Raw genomic sequence first — 22,603 nt, 5'->3', positions numbered from 1 at the left:
CGCCGCTCGGCTTGCCGGCCGCCGCGAGCCGGCCACGACGCAAAAAAGCCCGCGGCGAGCGCGGGCTTTTTCTGTCGCTTTGGAAGTCTCTAGAGCCGCACGGCGAGTCGCCTCAGCAAGGTCGACGCGCCGCGGGAAGCCGGTCAGGCGCTCTTGGGAATGCCCAAGCTGTTATGGATCCAGTTCGACCAGGATTGCCGGACGTGCTGGCCGACCATCTGGCCGTCGGACGACAGCATCACCTTGGCGTTGCGCACCGCGCCCTTCAGGTCGTTCCAGAATTCCTTCAGATTGTTCACCAGACTCGGATGGTCGGAGACGAAGCGCTGGGTCTTGATGCGGGCGAGCTCAACCAGCGATTCCTGGATCTTGGCGATCGAACGGGCAATCCGGCCGATCTCGTCGGTGCGGCTCAGGGCGTGCAGGCGAACCTGGGTGTTGCCCTTGGCCAACTGGTCGATGTCCTTTTCAAGCTGGCCGAGCGGCTCGAGCAGGCCACGGGCGATCCGGGTTCCGACGAAACCGACGATCGCAAACACCGCGATGCCGGCCAGCAGCAGCAGCGTGTTCGCCGCACCGAGGCCGTATTGCGGATCGGAGGTCACCACCGAATCGGCGGTCTGGATCACCATGCTGCCGTCAAACGACGCCGGCATCACCGCGGCGCCGGCATCCTTGCTCATCACCAGCATGCCGACGACCCTTCCATCGGCGCCCGTGACGGGCGATAGCACCGCGCCGCCCTGGTCCACCAACCGGCCGAGCGAGGCGACGCTGTTCGAGTTCTTCGCTTTCTCGGCGCTGACCTTCTGCAACGCCATTTGACCAACGCCGCTGATCGTCAGCGTTACGAACAGAGTGATACCCAAAACCAGAATTGAGATCTTTTGGGCGAGGCTGCGATTTGAGAGATCGAAATTCATCGTCTTTCTCCAACTTTCTTCGATTTGCGGGCGGCTTGCCCCTCTAAGGTGACAGGCGTGATTTGACGCATAGCCTTCATGGTTAATTAAAAGGTTAACTTCGGCATAAACTTTTCGTTAAAAACGCCGAATACACATCACACGCCACATAGCGAACACGACGCAGTTGTGAGCAAGCAGGACTCGTCCACCGAATCACTCAGAGCCAAAACACGACTAAGTTGTTCTTCAACCTAGATTTGTCGCCCCAGCAAAGGTCGGTCGCCGATTCAATCTTGCGCTGATTCGCACACTAGTAAACATACTACGCGGTTTCTCCCGAGATTTGATCCAAAACAAAGACGCCACAAGGGTTTGTCGCTCTCCGGATACCGTCGCGGGGAGCGACGCGGCGGTGTTTGCGAATGCGCGGAGTAAGCGCGCGCACCGCCGAAGTACCGTCCGCCGGACTGCAGCCCGACGCCATCAGCCGGGCGTCGCCGGTTCCGGTGCCAGGGGGCCGACGCGGCATGGATCGCGCGGTCGCGGTGCCATCGCTTTGGCGGTATCAATATACGCCGCGCGTAGTCCGGCCGTTGCAAAATTTACCGCACCGCAGCCGACGGTTTGATCCAGAGCAAAGACTCCTCGCGCGATTGGCGTTTCCTTGCCCTACTGCCCCGCAAACTGAAAACTTCGCTACGGCTTTCTTGAGGCGGAACCGGATGATCGTCGCTGATCACCCTCCGATAGCCTTGATACCGACGCACCCGACGCATGTCCCCCTTGACCAAGGGCAACCTGATCGTGCTGGCATCGTGAATATCGAAAACATCGTTCCGACCATCATCCCGCGGCTGTTCGTCAAGCCATCGGCAGCGCGGCTGGCGGCGTCCAGAGAAACCAACCCGCGCGCCGCCGAACTGGCGCGGCTGCTGCTCTCGCCGCAGCCCGACGACGCCCTGGCTTTGCTCGATCAGAGCTTCGCCCTGGAAAAATCGCCGAGCCAGCTGTTCACCTCGCTGTTCGAACCGGCCGCGCGTTGCCTCGGCGATCTGTGGAGCGCCGATCATTGCAGCGAATTCGAAGTGACGATCGCGCTGTGCCATCTGCAGAGCGCGATGCGGCGCATCAGCTTCGATCGGATGGCGCCTCCGGTGGCCAACGCCGCGCAACGCGCCGTATTGGTGGTGCCGCAACCCGGCGAGCCGCATCTGTTCTGCGCGGCGCTGAACGCCGAATTGCTGCGGCAGGCCGGTTGGGCCGCCACCTGCGAGTTTCCGGACTCCGATCAGGCGCTGAAGCAATTGGTCGCCCAGAGCTGGTTCGACGCCATCGATCTGTCGCTCAGTCCGGCCTTGCGCCGCGAACATTGGCTGCCGCGGCTGACCGAAACCGTGCGGCAGGCCCGCCGGGCCTCGCGCAATCCGGCGATCACCATCATCGTCAGCGGGCGGGTGTTCGCCGAGCGTCCCGAGATCGGCGAACAGGTCGGCGCCGATGCGGCATGCGAGTCCGCCGTGCAGATCGAACAATTGATCCAACGCCTGTTGCTGGCGCGCTATGCGTCGCGGCGTCCGGCAAATCTGGCCTGGATCTGAGCCGGCGATCCGAGTAGCCCCCGGCGGCTGCAACTGCCAACGCCAGGCGCTGCCGCGCGCCCGCCGCGCCGCCGAACGGCGCGTCATCAACAGTCTTGACGCGTCCGATTTGACGCACGTCAATGCGATGAATCGCGTTCAGACCTCGCATTGCGCCCGCTGCGTCAAACGCGGCGGTGGGCGGCGCGTTCAGCGGACAGGAACCGCACGCCATTGTACGACGTGACATAGCCCCACCACATCCATCATATTGTGTGTGCTGAACGGCACCCGCTTGGATTCAAAAGGGGCGACGAATGCGATCCGAAGCAAAATCCTATCAGTTCGACCAACTTCCGGTCATCGACTACGACAAGCACCCCGCCTATGGCCGGGTGTTGCCGATGGCCCAGCTCGGCTCCCGCCTCAAGGCGGTGACGTATTTTGCTTACGGGTTGGTGCTGGCCACCGCGCGGCGGCTGATCGATGTCGAGAATCTGCCGCGTCCGGCCGCCGGCGAGCCGAAGCTCGGCTCGGTGCTGCGCCATCTGCCGGTCTATCTGCGGCTGATCATGCTGCAGCGGCTGAGCCGGCTCGCCGCCGGCAACGCCTATCAGCCGAAGACCGAGCGCGGCGACAATCTGCTGGCGCCGCTGCAGCGCGACGGCGTCGCCGGCGTCCGGCTGCCGCCCGACAAGCTCTTTGAAATCCGCAACCTCCTGGCGCCGCAGCTCAAGATCCTGGAACAGCAGCTGGCGTTGAAGCCGGCGCTTTCCGCCGACGCCGAAGAAACCCGGCTCTGGCTCGATCCCGCAACCAATGCCGAGATTTACAAGGCCTTCAACCAGACCGCCGCCGATCTCGGCGTGCTGGAGGCGGCGAGCGCCTATCTGAAGCGCCCGGTCGGGGTCGGTCAGCTGGCGGTGCAGATCAACGATCCCGTCGAAGGCCCTTCGGAATTCGCCGATGTCGGGGTGGATTCCTCGGCCACCAAGCATTTCCACATCGACACCAGCGGCAACCTCTTAAAGCTCGTGATCTATCTCGGCGACGTCGGCCCCGCCAACGGGCCGCTCGCTTACGTGCCCGGCAGCCAGCGCGCCGCCAAGGGGATCTGGGACGGGCTGGTCCGCCGCGCCAACGACCTCGCCGGCCTGTCGTCGACCACGCCGAGCTCGCGCGAACTGTTCTTCGCGTTGCCGGAGGGTTGGCGGCGCAAGGCTTCGTTCGGCGCCGATCTGGTGGTCGAAAACGACTACGCCCGCTCGATCCTCGACGACCAGTGGCGCGTCACCAGCGACGACGAAACCGCGGTGCTGTACGATCCCAACGGCATCCATCGCGACGGCATCGTCAGCACCGGGCGCCGCGTCGCGGTCGTGCTCAAGCTGACCGAACTGCCGCGCTGACTCGTTCGACACTGCATTTCAGCGACAACGGACAGGCCGCCGGCCTGTCCGTTTTTTTGTCTTCGCGCGCGGCGCAAATAAAACCACCGGATGCGGCATAAGAGAGGTTTCGAGCGCGATTGATGCGCTTCAAGCATCCGAGGCCGTCATTCCGGGGCGCACGCCGCGTCAGCGGCGCGCGACCCCGGAATCTCACAACATGCGGCGGAGTCTCGCGCCCGCGTCAGATTCCGGGTTCGCTCGTTCTGCCGAACTCGCGCCCCGGAATGACGACATAGTATGCATGAGGCGCAGCGCCACGATGCGTCTTCGATCGAGCAAAGCTAACCCGGCCCGTAGCGCCGCCCCGCCTCGATGGTCAGCCCCTTGCCGACCGCGCCGAAGGTGTCGCCCTCGACGATGCGGGCGTCCGGCAGCACCTTGGTCATCGCCTTGCGGACATGGGCGAGCCGCACCGAGCCGCCGGTGAGGAACACCGCGTCGATCGCGCTCGCATCGAGCTGCGCGTGCGATAGGCACAGCTTGATCCGCGAGGCGATCCGCTCCGCCAGCAATCTTGTGTGCTGCACCAGCTGCGGCCGGCCGATTGCGACATTGAGATCCGGCTCGACCCATTGCAGCGGAATTTCGGCCTGCGTCGCGCCCGCTAACGCGATCTTGGCGGCCTCGACCTCCATCGCCAAAGTATGGCCGCGCTGCTCGTCGACCACCCGCATCAGCCGATCCAGCAGCTCCGGCTGTTTGGCCTCGCGGCGGATCTGCCGCAGTTCGGTCAGCACCTTCGGATCGTACATCTTGTTGATGTCGGACCAGGTCGACAGCTCGTGAAAATAGCGCGACGGCACGTCGAGCCCGGCGCGCAGCATCGGGCTGCGATAGCCGAACAGCGGCATGATCACGCCGAGCGACAGCTGGCGATCGAAATCGGTGCCGCCGATCCGCACGCCATCATTGGCCAGAATGTCCGCCTTGCGGTCGGTCTTCAGGTGGCGCTGCGGGCTCAGTCGCACGATCGAAAAATCCGAGGTGCCGCCGCCGATGTCGGCGATCAGCGCGATCTGTTCGCCCGTCACCTGGCGTTCGTAATCCAGCGCCGCGGCGATCGGTTCGAACTGGAAGGTGACGTCGTCGAAGCCGAGTTCGCGGGCGATGTCGCGCAAGGTGGCCTCGGCGCGGCGATCGGCGTCGGGCGAATTGTCGACGAAATGCACCGGGCGGCCGTGCACCAGGTTGCGCAGATTGCGGCCGGTGGCCTGTTCGGCGCGCCGCTTCACCGCGCCGAGATAGTAGCCGATGACGTCGCGGAAACTGCGGCGCTGCCGGCCCACCATGGTGGTCTCGTCGATCAGCGAAGTGCCGAGCACGGACTTCAGGCTGCGCATCAGCCGGCCGTGCGTGCCCTCCACATAGGCGTCGATCGCGCGGCGTCCGATCAGCACGCTGCGGTCGCTGCCATAGAAGATCGCGCTCGGAATCGTGGTGTGGTCGGCTTCCAGCGCGCAGAGCACCGGAACCTGGTCGATCATGGTGCCGAGCGTCGTGTTCGACGTTCCAAAGTCAAGTCCGCACGCCGACATCACCGCTCCTGAAAAGGAACGTCCGTCTACACAGTTCGGCCGCGTCGATCTAGCATTATCTTTTGCCGCAATGCTGCGATCATCGCGTGATCAAATCGCGGGCATGCCGCGCGCGGCGTCGCGCCGTCCACAGCGGGCGGGACGACGCGGCGGCATGGCTTGAAGTCAGAACCGGCCTCGGTCCATAAGCGGCCCCTGGCAAACGACCCTCTCGAAGAAAGATTCGCCCGTGGCAAATATCAGTCGACAGATCGCGGAAGAGCTCGGCGTGCGCGAGCAGCAAGTGCAGGCCGCGGTCGACCTGCTCGACGGCGGCGCCACCGTGCCGTTCGTCGCGCGCTATCGCAAGGAAGCCACCGGCGCGCTCGACGACGCGCAATTGCGCACGCTTGAGGAACGGCTGAACTATCTGCGCGAATTGGAAGAACGCCGAAGTGCTATTCTCAATTCGGTGCGCGAACAGGGCAAGCTCGACGCGACGCTCGAAGCCGCGATCATGGCCGCCGACAGCAAGGGCCGGCTCGAAGATATCTATCTGCCGTTCAAGCCGAAGCGCCGCACCAAGGCCGAGATCGCCCGCGAGGCTGGCCTCGCGCCGCTCGCCGAGATGCTGCTGACGCAGCCGGACAATGATCCGCAGGCTGTTGCCGCGCCGTTCGTCGACGCCGACAAGCAGGTCGCCGATGTCGCAGCCGCGCTTGACGGCGCGCGCGCGATTCTGGTCGAGCGCTTCGCCGAAGACGCCGACCTGATCGGCTCGTTGCGCGAGCTGATGTGGTCGAACGGCGTGATGCTGTCGAAGCAGCGCGACAACAAGAAGGACGACGGCGCGAAATTCTCCGATTACTTCGATTTCTCCGAGCCGTTGCACAAATTGCCGTCGCACCGGATTCTGGCGATGTTCCGCGGCGAAAAGGAAGAAGTGCTCGACCTCTCGATCCAGCCCGAGGTGGTGCCCGCGGGGACCGCGCCGGCGCCGGTCGGCTCTTACGAACTACGCATCATGAATCGATTCGCGGTGAGCGATCGCGGCCGCCCCGGCGACCGCTGGCTGATCGACACCGTGCGCTGGGCCTGGCGCACCAAGATTCAGGTGCATCTCAACATCGACCTGCGGATGCGGCTGTGGACCGCCGCCGAGCAGGAAGCGGTGCGGGTGTTCGCCTCCAATCTGCGCGATCTGTTGCTGGCGGCGCCGGCCGGCGCGCGTACCACGATGGGGCTCGATCCGGGCTTCCGCACCGGCGTCAAGGTCGCGGTGGTCGACGCCACCGGCAAGGTGGTGGCTACCACGGCGATCTTCCCGCACGAGCCGCAGCGACGTTGGGACGAAGCCTTGGCGATCCTCGGCAAGCTCGCCCGCGAGCACCGCGTCGAACTGATCTCGATCGGCAACGGCACCGCCTCGCGCGAGACCGACAAGCTCGCCACCGAACTGGTGAAGCTCTTGCCGGAACTGAAAATGTCCAAGATCGTGGTGTCGGAAGCCGGCGCCTCGGTGTATTCGGCCTCCGCCTTTGCCTCGGAGGAATTGCCCGAGCTCGACGTCACGCTGCGCGGCGCGGTGTCGATCGCCCGCCGGCTGCAGGATCCGCTCGCTGAACTCGTCAAGATCGATCCGAAGTCGATCGGGGTGGGCCAATATCAGCACGACCTCGGCGAGGCGAAACTGTCGCGCTCGCTGGATGCCGTGGTGGAAGACTGCGTCAACGCGGTCGGCGTCGACGCCAACACCGCCTCGGCGCCGCTGCTGGCGCGCGTCTCGGGCATCGGTGCCGGATTGGCGCAATCCATCGTGCAGCATCGCGACGCCAACGGCCCGTTCGATTCGCGCAGCGCCTTGAAGAAGGTGCCGCGGCTCGGCCCGAAGGCGTTCGAGCAATGCGCGGGCTTCCTGCGCATTCAGAATGGCAAGGACCCGCTCGATGCGTCGGGCGTGCATCCGGAGGCCTATCCGGTGGTGCGCAAGATTCTCGAAGCCACCAAGAGCGACATCAAGGCGCTGATCGGCAACGCCGAGGCGCTGCGCCAGGTGCAGCCGAAGAACTTCGTCGACGAGCATTTCGGCCTGCCGACGGTGACCGACATTTTGCGCGAATTGGAAAAGCCCGGCCGCGATCCGCGTCCGGCGTTCAAGGCCGCGGTGTTCATGGAAGGCGTCGAGACCCTGAAGGACCTGAAGCCCGGCATGGTGCTGGAAGGTGCTGTCACCAACGTCGCGGCGTTCGGCGCCTTCGTCGACATCGGCGTGCACCAGGATGGTCTCGTCCACATCTCGGCAATGTCGCGCAGCTTCATCAAGGATCCGCGCGAGGTGGTGAAGCCCGGCGACATCGTCAAGGTCAAGGTGCTCGAGGTCGACGTCGCGCGCAAGCGCATCGCGCTCAGCCTGCGGCTCGACGACGAGGTCGGCGCCAAGGCCGACCGCGTCCAGGCGGCACCGCGCGGGCCCAGCCGCTCCACAGTGGCCGCCTATGCGCCGAAGAAACAGCAGCCGTCCACCGGCGGCGGCGCGTTCGCCGAAGCCTTTGCGCGCGCCAACGAGAAGGGCAAGCCCGACAAGCCGGGGCGGCGCTAACGGATCTGCGACTCGTCGCGAAACCAACGACAGGCAGGGCCGTATTTCTACGGGCTTCTGCCGGCGTCGTTTCGACAGGGCGCGTGTCGCTGTCACGCGAAACTGACGGAATGAGCGGCGCGGTGTTGTCGGCGCCTGACACTTGCGCGCGCGATCCTGTTAGTTAGCCTGCGGCTCGCTGTAAGGTGATACCAAAACGACGAAACCAGCAAAAGACTCGTTCCTGCTTGGGAACTGTTGCGGCCTTTGCGCCATTTGTGATCATTGGTTTTGTTCGGAGAGGATCGCAAGATGTCGGAGACAACAGCACTTCGTGAAGCCGGAGCGGCGAAGACCGGCCACACGGGACCCAACTTGGCTAATCCGCTGTCGGGTCTGCGCACCGACATCGTCAGCGTGGCGGGACGCATCGCCACATACGCCGCGGGTCCAGAGGGCGACGGCGACAGTGCCACGCCGCTGTTGCTGATCCACAGCATCAACGCCGCGGGCTCGGCGTTTGAAGTCAAGCCGCTGTATGATTTCTATGCCGGCAGACGGCGAGTGTACGCGCTCGATCTGCCCGGCTTCGGTCAGTCCGAGCGCAGCGATCACGACTACACCGCGCGCACCATGACCGACGCCATTCACGCCGCGGTCGAGAAGTTGCGCGACAGCCACGGCGGCGCGCCGGTCGACGCCTTGGCGTTGTCGTTGTCGTGCGAATTCCTCGCCCGGGCCGCGGTGGAAACGCCGGACGCGTTCCGCTCGCTGGGCTTCATCAGCCCGACCGGCTTCGAAGGCAAGGCCCGCGATGACGCCACGCACAGCACGCTGGGCAAGCGCTGGTTGCTCGACGGCTTGAAGGCGACCTCGTGGAAACGCGGGGTGTTCGGACTTCTTACGCTGCGCCCGGTGATGCGCAAGTTTCTGGAAAGCGCCTGGGGCTCGAAGAAGATCGACGAGCCGCTGCTCGACTACGACTACATCACCGCGCACCAGCCGGGCGCCGAACACGCCGCCTTCTACTTCGTCGCCGGCTACATGTTCAGCAAGGACATCCTGCGGATCTACCAGGCCTTGAAGGTCCCGGTGTGGATGTCGCACGGCACCAAGGGCAGCTTCACCGACTATCGCCACAAGAAGCGCGTCACCAACCGGCTGAACTGGACCATCGATATTTTCGAGACCGGGGCTTTCCCGCATTTCGAAGTACTGGGCCAGGTCACCGACGCCTACGACGCCTTCCTCGCCAAGCTCGGCCAGGTGTCACGACGCGTTGTCGTTCCATCCGCGATATGACGCAAATGTGAAGGCGAAGGTTACTATTTGCTCATCGGCAGCTACACCGATCGGCGTTGCTGCGAGTAACGTTGCGGACGGCGCAGTGCTAGAGAATCTTGGAATCGACTTGCATCAGGCGGAGTTTGCCAACCAGCAGACTCCATTGCAATGGGGTTCGGTGAACGGGAATGAGCTTAGCAAATCTACTGACCGGCGGAACGCGCTTCGACAAGCCGACGCATCCTCTGACACATCACGAGATCCTCGGCCTAATGGCGCCGTTCACAAGGCGCCAGCGCCACCTCGATCTCGCAGCCAGCGATCGATCGAATCGCCGGTTGGTGTTCAAGCCGATCACGCACAGCGGTGACGACGAAGCGGTGCTGACCGAAGCCTGCGAAACCCTGCTGCTCGAAAACCCACGCATCGGCAGCTTTCGTCTGACCCGAACCGTCACCTTGGCCTCCGGGCTGAAAGCCACGCTCACCACCGAGGGCGCCGACCCCGGCGATTTGCTGGCGCGGATCGAAACCGTGCCGCCGCAGCGGCAGTTTCGCTGCGGCGACGAGGGTGTGATCGCGCAGAGCTACCGGCTCGTTCCAGCCGATTCCGCGTGGTCGCGCGGCGAGCCGGATGTGCGCATGGAATTGACCCGCGGCGAGGCCGAGTTCGAGGGCCTGACGTTGATCCTGCACGCGCCTACCGTGAAGGGTTATCCCGCCGACATCGATCTGGTGCCGAAGTCCCCCGGCTGCGAATTGCCGGAGGATCTGCTGGCGGTGATCGGCTGGGCCTGGGGGCCGCTGCGCAAGACCCAGCTCGGATGGAACGGCAAGCTCAAGGTGCGCGGCAGCGAGCCGCATCTGAGCGAGAAGGTCGAGGCCAGGCTGCAGCGCACCGTCGCGCATCTCAGCAAGACGCTGGCGCATCCGCCCTGTGTGTTCCACGACACGCTGCGCCGGGCGCGCTGGGGTGTGACGCTGCGCCGCGCGCTCCCGCTGTTGTTCTTCGCCGCATTGATCGCCGGCGCCGCCGGGCTCACTTTTGTCGAGATCCCGAAGGACTCCATGGTCAACCTGCTGATCATGGGGGCGCCGCCGCTGTTGTTGTTCGCCGCCTTCGGCATGCGCGACACCCCACCGTTGGAAATCCCGCCGCTGCCGCGGCGCTCCAAGGCCGCGGCCTGGTTGCCGTCGCACCCCGCACCGGCGACCGCCGCAACGAACGCTCCGGCGACCTTGCCCGCGCCGCCGACCGCCCCTACCGCCCCGACCGCTGCAATGCCGTCGCCGAAGCCAAAGCCCACCGAACCGGAGGTCCTGCTCGATGCTCAGTAATCCGATGAACATTCCTCCGATCTCGATCGCCGGCGCCAAGGCGGCCTTAGTCGAGCAATACGGCGATCCCGTTCTGCGCCGCCGCGCCTCGATGCTGTGGGGCACCCGCGGGGTCGGAAAGTCGTCGATCGTGCGCCAGGTGGCGGAGCATTTCGGCATCCCGCTGGTCGATCTGCGGCTGACCACGATCGAACCGGTCGACATCCGCGGCGCAATCTATGCCGACGACACGCTCGCCAAGACGGTGTGGTTTCCGCCGGAATTCCTGCCCGCGCCGGATCAGCACGACGGCATCCTGTTTCTTGACGAATTGACCGCCGCCGACCAGCGGCTGCAGATCTCGGCCTATTCGCTGATCCTCGACCGCCGCGTCGGCAACTACCAACTGCCGGACGGCTGGCAGGTGGTCGCCGCCGGCAACGCCTCGTTCCACGGCGCGATCAGCCACGACATGGGCACCGCGCTCGCCGACCGCATGTTCCACTTCAACGTGCAGACCGTGATCGACGCCTTCCTGGCCCACGCGCTGGAGCGCAATTTCGCCCCCGAGGTGATGGCCTATCTGAAGATCCGCCCGGACAAGCTCGACGACACCCAGGCGCAGCTCGCCGGCGAGCACCTGATCGGCGCGTCCCCACGCGGCTGGGAGGATATTTCCAACGTGCTGAAGTCGAGCCTGTCCGACGCCACCAAGCGGATCTTCGTGCAGGGCCGCATCGGCGCCGCCAACGCGGCGGAGTTCTTCGGCGTGTTGCGCGAGATCCAGGCCGGCACCGACGTGATCCGGCTGTTGGCGGCGCGCCCCGGTCCGGAGACTGCGGCGCTGCTGCCGAAGAGCCTCGACGGGCTGTACGGCATGACCTACGGGCTGCTCGCCGCCTGCGTCGACGACCGCACGCTGGCCCGCGCGCTGGAAATCGTCGAGCAACTGCCCGACATCCGCGGCGTGCCGCTGCCGATCCGCGAGATCCAGACCCTGGCAATGGAGCTGTTGATGCAGCGCGCGCTGTCCAGCGGGCTCGAGGCCGCGATCCTGGAGAGCCCGTCCTATCATCGCTATGACGAGCACCGCCGCCGGGAAAGCCAGAATGCCTGACCTCAACGTGCTGTATCAGCACCGCGGCACCCGCGCGATCCAGCGCATGGTGGAGTTCGCGCCCTCCACCGGAGGGTTGGCGTTGTGGGTCAAGCATCAGGATCTGCCGGTCGACGCCGAGTCGCCGGCGGTGCTGACCGACGGCAACACGGTGTTCTACGGCGTCGAGTTCGAGGTGCTGCCGCTCTCCGATCAGGTCGGGCTGGTGGCGCATGAGGTGATGCACATCGCGCTGCGGCATCCGCAGCGTTTCCTCGATCTGCGTCGGCAGATCGGCGACGTCGACCTGCAACTGTTCAACATCTGCGCCGACGCCATCGTCAATTCGACGCTCGGGCACCTGACCTGGCTGCGGCTGCCGGCGTCCTCGGTGTTTCTCGATCAATTGCTCAGCCGGGTGTTGGCGCAGAAGCAGGACGTCGAAGCGGCGTTGCTGGAATGGGACGTCGAGAAGTTGTATCGGGCGATCGACGATCGCCAGGAACAGCAGCAAAATGGCCGCCAGCAGAAGCCCGGCAGCCGCAGCCAATCCGGCGGCGAGGCTTCCGAGGGCGGTGCAAAGGGCGACGGTGCGCCGAAAGACGATGGCGCCCAGGAGCGTCCGAGTTCGCGCCAGGACGGCCCGAAGTCCTCCAAGGTGCGCGAACTCGGCGGCCAGACCCAGCAGGATCTGGCGCCGAGCGAAGAGGCGCAGGGCGCGCCGGAGGCCGAGGCCGACGCGGCGCGGGAATGGAGCGAACGGATTTTGCGCGGCCACGCCGGCGACGGCGCGTTCTCGATGCTGCGCACCTTGATCGCCGACCTGCCGAAGACCCGCACACCGTGGGAGCAGATGCTGCGCACCCAATTGGCGCGGGCACTGGCGCGCAAGCCGGACATCTCCTGGTCGCGGCCGTCGCGCTCCTACATCGCCAATCAGGGCCGCGCCGGCCCGAACCGCCGGCTGCCGTTCGAGCCCGGCTTCAGCCCGACCAAGAACGTGCCGCGGCTGGCGGTGATCGTCGACGTTTCCGGCTCGATCGCCGACGAGCTGATGGAGCGATTCGCCCGCGAGATCGAGTCGATCAGCCGCAGGCTGGAGGCCGGCTCGATCCTGATCATCGGCGACGACAAGGTGCGTAGCGTGACGCTGTTCGAACCGGGCAAGATCAATCTGCGCGAGATCGGGTTTACCGGCGGCGGCGGCACCGATTTCACGCCTTTGCTCGAGGAGGCGGGAAAGCACCGCCCCGACATCGCCGTGGTGCTGACCGACCTCGAAGGCCCGGCGAATTTCAGGCCGCGCTTCCCGGTCATTTGGGCGGTGCCGGAAGCCCATACGGCGGCGGTGCAGCCGTTCGGGCGCAAGCTGACGCTGAGCTGAGAGCGCGACCGCGGGCGACCGCGGGCGGCGCGGCATCGCCAAGCCTATTCGGCAGCGACGGCTGTTAATTTGGCAAGTCCACCCTCTAATGGCAACATTGTTGCCGCATCAGGCCCTCCTTTGGTGGGATTGTTGCGTCTGTCCAGGCTTGATACCTCACCCGGAGATGCAACCTTCACAACATTGGATTTGCCATGCCGAGCCATGATTCCCGGGTGATGTCTGCCGCGCTTCGCTCCAAGATCATGTCCGCCGAAGACGCCGCAGCGCTGGTGAAGCACGGCGACAATGTCGGGATGAGCGGGTTTACCGGCTCCGGCTATCCCAAGGAGATCCCGCTGGCGCTGGCGCGGCATATCGAAGCCGCGCATGGCCGCGGCGAGCCGTTCCGCATCGGGGTGTGGACCGGCGCCTCCACCGCCCCCGAACTCGACGGCGCGCTGGCCAAGGTCGACGGCATCGAGCTGCGGCTGCCCTATCAGTCCGACCCGGTGACCCGCGAACGCATCAACGCCGGAACGATGGATTACATCGACATCCATCTCAGCCACGTCGCGCAGTTCGTCTGGTTCGGCTTCCTCGGCCATCTCGACGTCGCGGTGGTCGAAGTCGCCGGAATCCTGCCCGACGGCAGCCTGGTGCCGACCACCTCGGTCGGCAACAACAAGACTTGGCTGGATCGCGCCGACCGCATCATCCTCGAGGTCAATTCCTGGCACAATCCGGCGCTACAGGGCATGCACGACATCTATTACGGCACTCAACTGCCGCCCTACCGGCAGCCGATCCCGATCGTGACGCCGGGCGACCGCATCGGCGAAACCACCTTCCGCTGCGATACCAGCAAGGTGATCGCGGTGGTCGAAACCCACGCGCCGGATCGCAACAACACCTTCTCGCCGCCCGACCAAACCTCGCAGGCGATCGCCGGGCATATCCTGGATTTCCTCGGTCACGAGGTGCGCCGTGGCCGGCTGCCGCCGGAACTGCTGCCGCTGCAATCCGGCGTCGGCAACGTCGCCAATGCGGTGATGGCCGGGCTGGAGAGCGGCCCGTTCGAGCAGCTCACCGCCTATACCGAGGTGCTGCAGGACGGCATGCTCGACCTGATCCGCTCCGGCAAGATGACCTTCGCCTCCGCCACCGCGCTGTCGTTCAGCGCCGAAAAGGCCGAGATCTTCAATCGCGACACCGCCCAGCACAAAAACCGCGTGGTGCTGCGGCCGCAGGAGATCTCCAACCATCCGGAGGTGATTCGACGGCTCGGGGTGATCTCGATGAACGGCATGATCGAGGCCGACATCTACGGCAACGTCAATTCCACCCATATCCGCGGCAGCCGGATCATGAACGGCATCGGCGGCTCCGGCGACTTCGCCCGCAACGCCTATCTGTCGATCTTCATGACGCCGTCGACCGCCAAGAACGGCACGCTGTCGTCGATCGTGCCGATGGTCACCCATGTCGACCACACCGAGCACGACGTCCAGGTGCTGGTCACCGAGCAGGGCCTGGCCGATCTGCGCGGCCTGGCGCCGCGGCAACGCGCCAAGGTGATCATCGAAAACACCGCGCATCCGAGCTTCAAGCCGGTGCTGCAGGATTATTTCGACCGGGCGCGCCGCGGCTCCGCCGCCCAGCACACCCCGCATCTGCTCGACGAGGCGTTGCGCGCGATCCATCCGGTGAGCTGACCGCGGATCGCCGCGCGCGACGATTCGCGGCCAGACTTTGGGCGTCATTACGGTTATGCTGGAGCGATCCGCCGCATTCTGCGTGATCGGCCAGCAAGGACGCCGTCGATGAGCGACCCAACACCAAAGCCGCAGGCCGAGCAGCCGCGCGTCGAGCCGGAGATCATTCCGCCCGGCGCCGGCTACGATCCGGCGCGCAACCGCAACTTTTTCCACGAGAGCTTCAGCGAGCGGATCTACGTCACCAAGATCGGCCCGCTCGGCATGATCGGGCTGGTGCTGACGATCGGCGTGGTGTTCGCGGTGATCCTGGTGCTGCTGCTCGGCGCCTTCCTGCTGTGGATCCCGATCGTCGGGCTGTTGGTCGCGTTCGGCCTGGTCGCCGGCATCCTGCGGCCCTATCTGCGGCGACGCGGGTAGCGGTCCGCAATCCGTAGGGTGGGTTAGGCGCTCTTGCGCCGTAACCCACCGCTCCGCATCGTGCGCATGATGGTGGGTTACGGCGCTACGCGCCTAACCCACCCTACGAGCTTACTTCTTCGCGCCGAACGCCTGCAACGCCGCAGCCAGCTCCGGATGCGTCTTGGCATGGTCGGCGACCGCAATGCCTGACGCGATGGCGTCCCAGGCCTGGCGGATCGAGGCGGCGCCGGCCGCCGGCCCCATCGGATGGCCGAACACGCCGCGGCCCGGCACGAAGCCGAAATCGGTGCTGCCGACCTTGCGATAGACGCCTTCCAGCGTCGCCGCCGAATCGCTGCCGCCGGGCACCGGCAGGCATGGCTTGATCGGTCCCATCGGCTCCAGACAGGCGCGCACGCAATCAAGGACTTCGTGCTCCGGCGTCATCATCCGCGGCCCGAAGCCCGGCATGATCACCACGTCGAATCCGGCCAAGCGCTGCAGCCTGGTGAACACCCGGGAATGGATGCCGTAGGCGGCGAGACGGCTGAACGCCGCGATGAACGGAAAATGCGCGATCAGCGGCACGGTGGCGTGTTTGCGCAGCATCCGCACCGCGGACAGCCCGACCGGCATGGCGTTGACTAGCAGCGCATTGGCGCCGTTCGCCACCGCGAGATCGTGCAGCGGAACGAGCCGATCGACCTCGTCGGTGATATTGGCGAGATAGATCTTTGGCACGCCGGTCTCGCGCTCGGCGCGAAGTCTCGCCTCGCCGAGTGCGGCGGCGCGCTCGCTGAGCGGGCACCAGTCGACGTCGGCCAGCATCTCGTCGTCCTTGGCGATGTCGAGCCCGCCTTTCCAGCTCTGGTAGCCGAGCTCGGCGAAGGGGGCTGCCGGCAAGCCGATATTCGGCTTGATGACGCCGAAGAAGATCGGCCGCTCGAACGCCTGCAGTCGATCGCGCAAACCCTGCACGCCGAATTGCGGGCCCTGGAACGCGGCGAGGTAGCCATCCGGAAAGCGGATGTCCTCGAGCCGGATCAGCGGAATCCCAGGCGAGAAGAACACCCCCTCGCCGCACACCGCCGACAACAGGTTCGGCAGCTTGGGGCCGAAATTGCCGTGCGGATGCGCGATGGTGACGCGCACCGCATGCACCGGGCCGGTCGCGGCGCATTCCACCGCGATGCTGAAGCCGGAGGGCCGCGGCATGGCCTCGAGCGACAGCACCTTGGCGGCGAAGCGCGGCCGAAAATCCTCGTCGACGCCGACCCTGCGCCACTGCGCGGTGGATTGCTCGCTGCACAGATGCGCCGCGGCCTCGCGCGGATCGCCGGCGCATTCGAAAGTGAAATCGAGTTCGATGTAGTCGTCGAGGTTGAGGTCGCCGCGTTCGGCGTAGAAGCCCGCGATATCGTCCGGGGTCATGCGTTAGTCCGTTCCGAGCAGTTGCAGTTCGATGCCGCGGGTTTCGCGCGGGCCGTCGAGCTCGACGAAGAAGATCGATTGCCAGCCGCCCAGCACCGGCGCGCCGGCGGCAACCGGGATGGTTTCCGAGGAGTTCATGAACAGGCCGAGCAGATGCGAATGCGCGTTGTCGCGGCCGTCGATCGGATCGAGATTGTGCAGATAGTCGCCGTCGCGCGGCACCAGCCGCTTCAGGTAGGTGATCATGTCGCGCTCGAGCTGGGCCTCGCGCTCGTTGACGTTGATCCGCGCGGTGGTGTGCAGCGAACTCACCGTCACGAGGCCGTCCTGGATGCCGGTCGAGGCGACCCAGTCGCGGACTTGGCCGGTGACGTCGATGATCTGGATCGGCGCGGTGGTTTCGAGCTCAATCCGATGTCGCAGGATTTTCATGAGATCACCCCGGAGGCGCGAGGCCATCCCGGCCCGCCGCGCGGGTCTATCCGCCTGTTTCCCGAAAAAATCAACCGTTGCGGGCAGGGGCGGCGCCGGGTTGCCGCGGATCGCACTGCGCGGGCTCGACCTGGTTAATTTCGACTGCCGTCAGGCAAGGCAACCGAGCCGCGCTCGGCATTCAGGGTGTCGAACAGCCCGGCGAAGATCAGCGTGCCGGCGGCGCTCTTGTCGGTGCCGGCCTGCCTGAGAAACTCCGTGACCAGCTTCTCCGCCTCCTCGAGCGGGGTGCGGCGCGCCGAAGGCCGCGCCACCAGCGCGCTGATCTGGGCGTCGTCCTTGCATTTGGCGCCGGCTTCGTCGAGCGGCGGTCCGGCCCACACCGCGCTCAGCGAAATCTCCGGCACCTTGGCCTGCACGCAGGGCCAATCCGGATAGCGCGGATCGACGGCGTGGGCCGCGTCGATCGCGCCGACCAGCATCATCCCGGCAGCGGCTAATCGCGAAAACAGTCTCACGTATCGCCTCCTGCGGCGCCGCGGTGGCCGAGGCCACGCGACGGATTATACGCCAGCATCGCGCCGATCAGGAACGCCGCGGTAGAGCCGCCGACCACCGCCAGCGACAGCCAGTTGATCTGGCCATACAACGCAAAGCGGATCAGCTCGATGGCGTGGGTGAACGGGTTGAACTGACACAGATAGTAAAGCGCCGGGCTGCCTTGCAGCACCCGCCACAGCGGGTAGAGCGCCGACGACGCAAAGAACATCGGAAAGATCACGAAGTTCATCACGCCGGCGAAACTCTCCAATTGCTTGATGCCGGAGGAAATCAGCATGCCGAGCGCGCCCAGCATCAGCCCGCTCAGCGCCAGCGCCGGCAGCACGGTGAGATAGCCGATGTGCGGCGGTTCGATGTCCCAGAACCAGGCAATCAGAAGGAACGCATAGACCTGCAGGATCGACACCGCGGTGCCGGCAAGAAGCTTGCAGCTGAGCAAGTACCAGCGCGGCAGCGGACTGACCAAGAGCGTGCGCATATTGCCCATCTCGCGGTCGTAGACCATCGAGAGCGACGACTGCATGCCGTTGAACAGCTGGATCATCGCCATCAATCCGGGCGTGATGTAGACTTCATAGAGGATGTAGGTCTCGTAGGGCGGGATGATGGAAATCCCCAGCACCTGGCGAAAGCCGGCGGCGAAGATGAACAGCCACACCAAAGGCCGCACCAGCGCCGAGACGAAGCGCTCGCGCTGATGCAGAAAGCGCAAGCCCTCGCGCCAGACGATGCCGTTGAGGCAGATCAGATACTGCGCCGGTGAAAATCCGCTCGGGCGTTCGAGCGTCGGCGCAGTCATAACCCGCCTCCCAGATGGTCGGCGCCGGTGAGCTGCCGGAACGCGGCGTGCAGATCGGCGGTGCCGGTCTCGGTTGCGATCCGCGCGATGGCGCCGCGCGCCAGCACCTGGCCGTGGTGCAGGATCACCAGATCGTCGGAAGCTTCGATCTCGTCGAACAGATGCGTGGTCCATAATACGCTCACGCCGTCGTCGATCACCAGCCGGCGGACGTGGCCGATGAGGTCGGCGCGCGCCTTGACGTCGAGCCCGACGGTGGCTTCATCGAGCAGCAACAGCCGCGGCCGGTGCAGCAAGGCGCGGGCAATCTCCAGCCGCCGCATCTGGCCGCCGGAGAGATCGCGCACCTTGCTGCCGGCGCGATCGGCGAGGCCGATCCGCGTCAGCAGCGCGTCGGCGCGACTGCGCGCCTCGCCGCGGCCGATGCCGTGCAGCGCGGCGTGATATTGCAGGTTCTGCATCACCGACAGATCGAGATCGAGCGTGCGCGGCTGGAACACCACGCCAATCTGCCGCAGCGCTTCTCCAGGCGCGCTGGTGATGTCGTCGCCAAAAATGCTGATCCGTCCCGCCTGCAGTCCGAACAGCCGGGTGATCAGCGCCACCAACGTCGACTTGCCGGCGCCGTTGAGGCCGAGCAGCGCGGTGAAACTCGCCGGCTGCACGGCGAACGACACATCGTGCAATGCGCGGCGGGCGCCATAACTGTAGGAGACGCCCTCTATCGATAAGGCCGCGACCGCGGCGGAGCTGCGCGGCGCAGCGGCGCTGTCGATTCCGGCCCTGGGCAGCTCCGCCACCGTCATTTCGGCGCGACGGTGATGCCCCAGGGCAATTCACCGACCTGGATGGTTTTGAAGACCTTTTGCGCGGCGACGTCGATCAGCTCGATGGTGTCGTCATCGCCGACCGCGACCAGCACGAATTTGCCGTCGCGGGTGAATTCGATGCCGCGCGGCCGCTGCCCGACCTTGATGGTGGCGGTCACTGACCAAATATTGGTGTCGATCACCGAGACGGTGTTGCTCTCTTCGTTGGAGATATAGGCGATGGAAGCCGCGGCGGGCGTCGCGGCAATGAGCGAGAGCAGGGCGGCTGCGACGATGACTCCGCGAGTCATTGCGCGTCCGGCTTCGATCCGATGACCGCCTTCGGCAATGCAATCGTGCCCCGGACGCAGCGCAGCGCGTCGCTCTTGCGGCGTGGTGCGCTGCAGAGCCGGGGCTGTTACGGACCGCAGCGCTTGGAACGGTCCCGGGTCTGCGGAGCAGCGCTTCGCGCTGCGCCGCGCCCGGGACACGAGCTTCGAATTGCGCGACCCGTTTCTCATCGCCAGCCCGTCCTTACTGCAGCTTGCATTTGGTTTCCGGGCGATCGACGCCCAGCGTGTGGCCAGCGCACAGAGCAGCAGCGCCGCGGCCATCGCTCGGATCATGACGTCTCCCTGCTGGGCCGCTTCGTTTGGAACCGTTGAGCGACCTTGTAGCTTGAAGGATGGCGGAACCGGGCGACGTTGCAAGTAACAATTTGCCCACGGGCCGAATACGGATCTCGCTGATGCGAAACGCTGGCTGGCTCGGCGGGATGTTGTTGCTGGGTCCGCGCGGTCAGCTTCCTGCTGCGCAACCGGCTGCTGGCGCCGGACTACGTCGCCCGCAGCCGCAATAGCCGCGGGCGACGTCGCGCTCAGTCCCAGCCCTCGCCCTGGAAGCCCGGATTGGCGTAGACGATGCCGCCGTCGACCGCGAGCGTGGCGCCGACCACGTAGTCGCCGGCGCGCGAGGCGAGATAGATCGCCGCCCCCGCCATGTCCTCGTCGCTGCCGATGCGCCCCGCCGGCACCCGCGCCGCCACCGCGTCGGCGTTGTCGCGCGCCGCCTTGTTCATGTCGGAGGAAAACGGCCCCGGCGCGATCGCGGTGACCACGACGTGGTCCTTGATCAGGCGCACCGCCATCCGCCGCGTCAGATGGATCAGCCCGGCCTTGCTGGCGGCGTAGGGATAGGTCTCCAGCGGGTTGACGAAGATGCCGTCGATCGAGGCGATGTTGATCACCTTGCCGGGCCGCTCGCGGCTGGCGGCGGCGCGCAGCGGCGCGTGCAGCGCCTTGGTGAGAAAGAACGGCGTCTTCAGGTTGAGGTCGACCACCTTGTCCCAGCCGCTTTCCGGAAACTCGTCGAAATCGGCGCCCCAGGCCGCGCCGGCGTTGTTGACCAGGATGTCGAGCCTCGGCTCGCGCTTGGCGATTTCGGCGGCCAACAGCGCGATGCCGGCCAGGGTGGAAATGTCGATCGGCAGCGCGATGCACTCGCCTTGATATTGCGCGGTGAGTTCTTGCGCGGTGGCCTCGCAGGGTGCGGCCTTGCGCGCGGTGATATAGACGCGCGCCGCACCCTGAGCGAGAAAGCCGGCGGCGATCATCTTGCCGATGCCGCGCGAACCGCCGGTGATCAGCGCCACCCGGCCCTGCAACGAAAACAGATCCTTGAACATGCACCCTCCGTTATTTTTCCGGAGGTTTGCGGGCACGCGGCGCCGCTGTCAAGCAACGGCTAAGGACCGGGCGGTGCGGCGCAGCGATCGCCGGTTACTTGGCGTAGAGATTGGCATAGGTCTCGCGCAGCAGGTTCTTCTGCACTTTGCCCATGGTGTTGCGCGGCAGCTCGTCGACGAACATCACCCGCTTCGGCATCTTGAATTTGGCGATCTGTCCCTCGAGCGCGCCGAGCACCGTCGCCTCGCTGCAATCGGCGCCCTGCTCGCGCACCACAATCGCGGTGACGCCCTCGCCGAGATCGGCATGCGGCACGCCGATCACCGCGGATTCCAGCACGCCCGGCAGCGCGTCGATCTCGCTTTCGACTTCTTTCGGATAGACGTTGAAGCCGCCGGTGATCACCAGATCCTTGCCGCGACCGAGGATGGAGACGTAGCCGTTGTCGTCGATCGTGCCGAGATCGCCGGTGATGAAGTAGCCGTCGTGACGGAATTCGGCGTTGGTCTTTTCCGGCAGCCGCCAATAGCCCTTGAACACGTTGGGGCCTTTGACCTCGATCATGCCGATCTCGCCGCGCGGCAGCTCGACACCGCTGACCGCGTCGACCACCCGCGCATCGACGCCGGGCAGCGCCGGGCCGACCGAGCCCGGCAGCCGGACGCCCTCATAGGGGTTGGACGTATTCATGTTGGTCTCGGTCATGCCGTAGCGCTCCAGCACGGCGTGGCCGGTGCGCGCCGCCCATTCGCGATGGGTGTCGGCGAGGAGAGGCGCCGAGCCGGAGATGAACAGCCGCATGTGGCCGGTCGCCTCCCGGGTCAGTCGCTCGCTCCGCAACATCCGGGTATAGAAGGTCGGCACCCCCATCAGCACGGTGGCGCGCGCCATCAAGGTGATGATCCGCTCCGGATCGAGCTTCGGCAGGAAGATCATCGATGCGCGGGCGAACAGCGTGACGTTGCTGGCCACGAACAGCCCGTGGGTGTGATAGATCGGCAGCGCGTGGATCAGCACGTCCTTGTCGGTGAAGTGCCAATAATCCACCAGCGTTTTCGAATTCGAGGCCAGATTGTCGTGCGTCAGCATCGCGCCCTTGGAGCGCCCGGTCGTTCCTGAAGTGTAGAGGATCGCCGCGAGATCACCGCCGGCGCGCTTGACGGTCTCGAACGCCGGCGCGGCGGCGGCCGATGCCTCGGTCAGCGAGCCTTCGCCGTCGGCGCCGAGCGTCTCCACCGCCGCGCCGACCTTGGCGGCGATCGCCGCGATGCCATCCCGCTTCGCCGGATCGCACACCACCAGCGACGGCTCGGCGTCGGTGATGAAATAATCCAGTTCGTTGAGCGTGTACGCGGTATTGAGCGGCAGATAGACCGCGCCGATGCGCACGGTGGCGAGATACAGCACCAGCGCTGCCACGGACTTTTCGGTTTGCGCCGCGACGCGGTCTTCGATCTTGACGCCGCGCGCGACCAGCACGTTGGCCACCCGCCCGGCGCGGCTCATCAGATCGCCATAGCTGATCCGGCCGCCATCCTCGGTCTCGATCGCGAGCCTTGCCGGATCCTCGAGGCCGTCGAACAGTTGGGCGAACAGATTAGCGTTCATGAAGTGGTCCTGGCAGGATCGAGTATCTGGGCGGGCACTCTTCGCAGGGTGATAGCAAGAACGCGCGCGGCAAGGCA

The 22,603-nt window shown here is 65.7% G+C and carries 18 protein-coding genes and 1 pseudogene; 9 read left to right on the top strand and 10 right to left on the bottom strand.

Annotated features, from left to right (window positions below):
• Positions 1-143: 143 nt before the first annotated feature.
• Complete coding sequence (locus RPC_RS01330; RefSeq protein WP_011470746.1) at positions 144-923, bottom strand: HAMP domain-containing protein; 780 nt, start codon at positions 921-923, stop codon at positions 144-146.
• 797 nt (positions 924-1,720) lie between these two features.
• Between RPC_RS01330 and RPC_RS01325 the strand changes: the two genes are divergently transcribed.
• Together RPC_RS01325 and RPC_RS01320 are read left to right on the top strand one after the other, a co-directional pair.
• On the top strand, positions 1,721-2,503 hold the full coding sequence (locus RPC_RS01325) for a photosynthesis regulator (protein ID WP_415914785.1): 783 nt from the start codon (positions 1,721-1,723) through the stop codon (positions 2,501-2,503).
• A gap of 296 nt (positions 2,504-2,799) precedes the next feature.
• Positions 2,800-3,891, top strand: coding sequence for a hypothetical protein (locus tag RPC_RS01320; protein ID WP_011470744.1), 1,092 nt, complete (start codon positions 2,800-2,802; stop codon positions 3,889-3,891).
• 323 nt (positions 3,892-4,214) lie between these two features.
• On the opposite strand, the gene RPC_RS01315 is transcribed toward RPC_RS01320, so the two are convergent.
• Positions 4,215-5,468, bottom strand: coding sequence for an Hsp70 family protein (locus RPC_RS01315; RefSeq protein ID WP_011470743.1), 1,254 nt, complete (start codon positions 5,466-5,468; stop codon positions 4,215-4,217).
• A 229-nt stretch (positions 5,469-5,697) separates the two neighbouring features.
• Here RPC_RS01315 and RPC_RS01310 point away from each other — a divergent pair, with 229 nt between their 5' ends.
• From RPC_RS01310 to RPC_RS01280, 7 genes are all read left to right on the top strand, one after another.
• Complete coding sequence (locus tag RPC_RS01310; RefSeq protein WP_011470742.1) at positions 5,698-8,046, top strand: Tex family protein; 2,349 nt, start codon at positions 5,698-5,700, stop codon at positions 8,044-8,046.
• A gap of 291 nt (positions 8,047-8,337) precedes the next feature.
• Complete coding sequence (locus RPC_RS01305) at positions 8,338-9,327, top strand: alpha/beta fold hydrolase (RefSeq protein WP_011470741.1); 990 nt, start codon at positions 8,338-8,340, stop codon at positions 9,325-9,327.
• A gap of 170 nt (positions 9,328-9,497) precedes the next feature.
• A complete protein-coding gene (locus RPC_RS01300) occupies positions 9,498-10,646 on the top strand; it encodes a hypothetical protein (protein ID WP_011470740.1) in 1,149 nt (382 codons plus the stop codon).
• The gene (locus RPC_RS01295) at positions 10,636-11,742 is read left to right on the top strand and encodes an AAA family ATPase (RefSeq protein ID WP_011470739.1); all 1,107 of its coding nucleotides are present in this window, start codon (positions 10,636-10,638) and stop codon (positions 11,740-11,742) included. Before RPC_RS01300 ends, RPC_RS01295 begins: the two co-directional genes overlap by 11 nt.
• The gene (locus tag RPC_RS01290; protein ID WP_011470738.1) at positions 11,735-13,105 is read left to right on the top strand and encodes a DUF2201 family putative metallopeptidase; all 1,371 of its coding nucleotides are present in this window, start codon (positions 11,735-11,737) and stop codon (positions 13,103-13,105) included. Before RPC_RS01295 ends, RPC_RS01290 begins: the two co-directional genes overlap by 8 nt.
• Positions 13,106-13,299: 194 nt before the next feature.
• Positions 13,300-14,799, top strand: a complete 1,500-nt coding sequence (locus RPC_RS01285) for an acetyl-CoA hydrolase/transferase family protein (RefSeq protein ID WP_011470737.1) — start codon at positions 13,300-13,302, stop codon at positions 14,797-14,799.
• 108 nt (positions 14,800-14,907) lie between these two features.
• Positions 14,908-15,219, top strand: coding sequence for a hypothetical protein (locus RPC_RS01280; protein ID WP_011470736.1), 312 nt, complete (start codon positions 14,908-14,910; stop codon positions 15,217-15,219).
• Positions 15,220-15,330: 111 nt separating this feature from the next.
• Here RPC_RS01280 and RPC_RS01275 read toward each other — a convergent pair whose 3' ends face one another.
• The 8 genes and pseudogenes from RPC_RS01275 to RPC_RS01240 all read right to left on the bottom strand — a co-directional run bounded on the left by RPC_RS01275 (position 15,331) and on the right by RPC_RS01240 (position 22,526).
• Positions 15,331-16,632 (bottom strand): RuBisCO large subunit C-terminal-like domain-containing protein, encoded by a 1,302-nt coding sequence (locus RPC_RS01275; protein WP_011470735.1) that lies wholly within the window; start codon positions 16,630-16,632, stop codon positions 15,331-15,333.
• 3 nt (positions 16,633-16,635) lie between these two features.
• Positions 16,636-17,064, bottom strand: a complete 429-nt coding sequence (locus RPC_RS01270; RefSeq protein ID WP_011470734.1) for a secondary thiamine-phosphate synthase enzyme YjbQ — start codon at positions 17,062-17,064, stop codon at positions 16,636-16,638.
• Positions 17,065-17,225: 161 nt separating this feature from the next.
• Positions 17,226-17,549, bottom strand: a pseudogene (locus tag RPC_RS01265) (hypothetical protein); the annotation flags it as partial.
• A 29-nt stretch (positions 17,550-17,578) separates the two neighbouring features.
• On the bottom strand, positions 17,579-18,424 hold the full coding sequence (locus RPC_RS01260) for an ABC transporter permease (protein ID WP_011470732.1): 846 nt from the start codon (positions 18,422-18,424) through the stop codon (positions 17,579-17,581).
• Positions 18,421-19,230 carry an ABC transporter ATP-binding protein gene (locus tag RPC_RS01255; RefSeq protein ID WP_011470731.1) on the bottom strand — a complete coding sequence of 270 codons (810 nt, stop codon included), beginning with the start codon at positions 19,228-19,230 and terminating at the stop codon, positions 18,421-18,423. Before RPC_RS01255 ends, RPC_RS01260 begins: the two co-directional genes overlap by 4 nt.
• Positions 19,227-19,847, bottom strand: coding sequence for a YncE family protein (locus RPC_RS26600; RefSeq protein ID WP_041801257.1), 621 nt, complete (start codon positions 19,845-19,847; stop codon positions 19,227-19,229). The genes RPC_RS01255 and RPC_RS26600 overlap by 4 nt, the downstream gene beginning before the upstream one ends.
• A gap of 263 nt (positions 19,848-20,110) precedes the next feature.
• Entirely contained in the window at positions 20,111-20,917 is an 807-nt protein-coding gene (locus RPC_RS01245; protein ID WP_011470729.1) for an SDR family oxidoreductase, read from the bottom strand.
• A 94-nt stretch (positions 20,918-21,011) separates the two neighbouring features.
• Positions 21,012-22,526 carry a malonate--CoA ligase gene (locus tag RPC_RS01240; protein ID WP_011470728.1) on the bottom strand — a complete coding sequence of 505 codons (1,515 nt, stop codon included), beginning with the start codon at positions 22,524-22,526 and terminating at the stop codon, positions 21,012-21,014.
• Positions 22,527-22,603 lie beyond the last annotated feature (77 nt).

This window comes from Rhodopseudomonas palustris BisB18, from assembly GCF_000013745.1.
Taxonomy (GTDB): domain Bacteria; phylum Pseudomonadota; class Alphaproteobacteria; order Rhizobiales; family Xanthobacteraceae; genus Rhodopseudomonas_A; species Rhodopseudomonas_A palustris_F.
Note: the sequence above shows the minus strand (reverse complement) of the source record. Positions and strands in the feature narration are given on the sequence as shown.